The sequence below is a fragment of the Microcoleus sp. A003_D6 genome (genome assembly GCF_036702825.1).
Classification (GTDB): domain Bacteria; phylum Cyanobacteriota; class Cyanobacteriia; order Cyanobacteriales; family Microcoleaceae; genus Microcoleus.
This window is the reverse complement of sequence record NZ_JAUBWA010000283.1, coordinates 1-1,622: the sequence shown is the minus strand read 5'-3', so window position 1 is coordinate 1,622 and position 1,622 is coordinate 1. Positions and strand designations below refer to the sequence as shown.

General features: G+C 46.0%; 1 protein-coding gene. It reads right to left on the bottom strand.

Annotation, left to right across the window (positions count from 1 at the left end; genetic code table 11):
* Positions 1-190 precede the first annotated feature (190 nt).
* A complete protein-coding gene (gene aroF / locus QUB70_RS32440) occupies positions 191-1,123 on the bottom strand; it encodes a 3-deoxy-7-phosphoheptulonate synthase (protein ID WP_332985912.1) in 933 nt (310 codons plus the stop codon).
* Positions 1,124-1,622: the final 499 nt, after the last annotated feature.

Genomic DNA, 1,622 nt, shown 5'->3' with positions numbered 1-1,622 from the left:
AAGATGCCTGTTCCACAAGTAAATTTATCTCTTTATGAACAGGCAAGATGCCTGTTCCACAAGTAAATTTATCTCTTGTGGAACGGGCATCTTGCCCGTTCTTGAGAATGGTGCAACATCTCAGTTAAAACCGACTGTAGAGTCTGACATTAAAAGTTAGAGATTTGAGTTTTCTTTTAGACGACTTTCGCTATGAGACAGGGGTTTTTAACCCTGTCGGACTCTGGGATTTACTTGATGCTTGTGAATGCAAACTAATATCAGCAACGCACCGCCCGACGGCCGCCGCTACAGGGCGCAAACTAACAACTAAATCTACCATATCAGGCAAAGAAAGAGCTTGTCGCGCGTCAGAAACGGATTTTTCGGGTTGTGGGTGACACTCAACAATTAATCCGTCTGCACCGCAAGCAATCGCTGCTTTAGCTAGAGGTGCGACTAATTCTCGCTTGCCGACTGCGTGAGAAGGGTCTACAATTACTGGCAAATGAGTTAACTGTTTCAGCGCTACTACTGCACCTAAATCTAATACGTTTCTGGTGTAATTGTCGAAGCTGCGGATGCCTCTTTCGCACATAACTACGTCAGGGTTTCCGTGGCTGACAATGTATTCTGCGGCCATCACAAATTCTTCGATTGTGGCTGACAAACCGCGTTTTAGCAAAACGGGTTTTCCGGCTTGACCGATCGCCTTTAATAACTCGAAGTTTTGCATATTGCGGCTGCCTACTTGCAGCATATCAGCTCTTGTGACAACTGGCTCGATTTGGGCGATCGACATTACCTCTGTCACCACGGGTAAACCGTAACGCCGGCTGACATCGGCTAAGATTTCGAGTCCCTCAATTCCCATCCCTTGGAAAGCATAGGGAGAAGTGCGGGGTTTGTATACTCCCCCCCGCAAAGCTTGTACCGGTGCGGCCGAGAGTTTGCTGGCGACTGTTTCCATTTGTTCTGAACTTTCTACGGTACAGGGGCCGCCGATTATTAACAATTCTGTGCCGCCGACTGAGACTGTTTCTGAGAGTTGAACAATTGTCTGGTGTTCTGGATGAGATTTAGTGACGAGTTTGGCTTCTAACATGGGGGAATTTTCCTGGAAATTTAAGTGGGTGGTTGACAACAAAAAACCCGGAACTTTTAAGAGTTCCGGGTTGGTGCGAAAAGACAGCGCGACAATTTACCCAGAACTCCTGTGGGGCCAAAAATAAAAGCCGTGATACCAGTTACTGAATAATGTCATTGCTGTTTTCGCTTGTGCTCGATTGATTGTTGGGAAAAGAGGTAGAAAAAACAAAATCGCAGGTGTTAATCTGCGGTTCGCCCGGATGTTCACATTGAATTGTAAATTCACTCCGGGCGAACTTGGGGATGCCAAAAATAAAAATAGCTGTTGGCTGTGAACATAGGTGAAGTGCTGCGATTTGTGGATTAAACACAATACTATTTGAAAAGGTAGCATAGAGTGAGGGGGATGTCAAGTTATTTTTAGAAAAAAATTTATATAATGGGCGCTCTTGTCCCCCCCTTATTAAGGGGGGCTAGGCAGGGTGGTTTTATTGTGGGGAGAAGAAATCTGAAACGACAGAAAGCACCGCTCAAAGCTCGCGTCTGGGACGCAA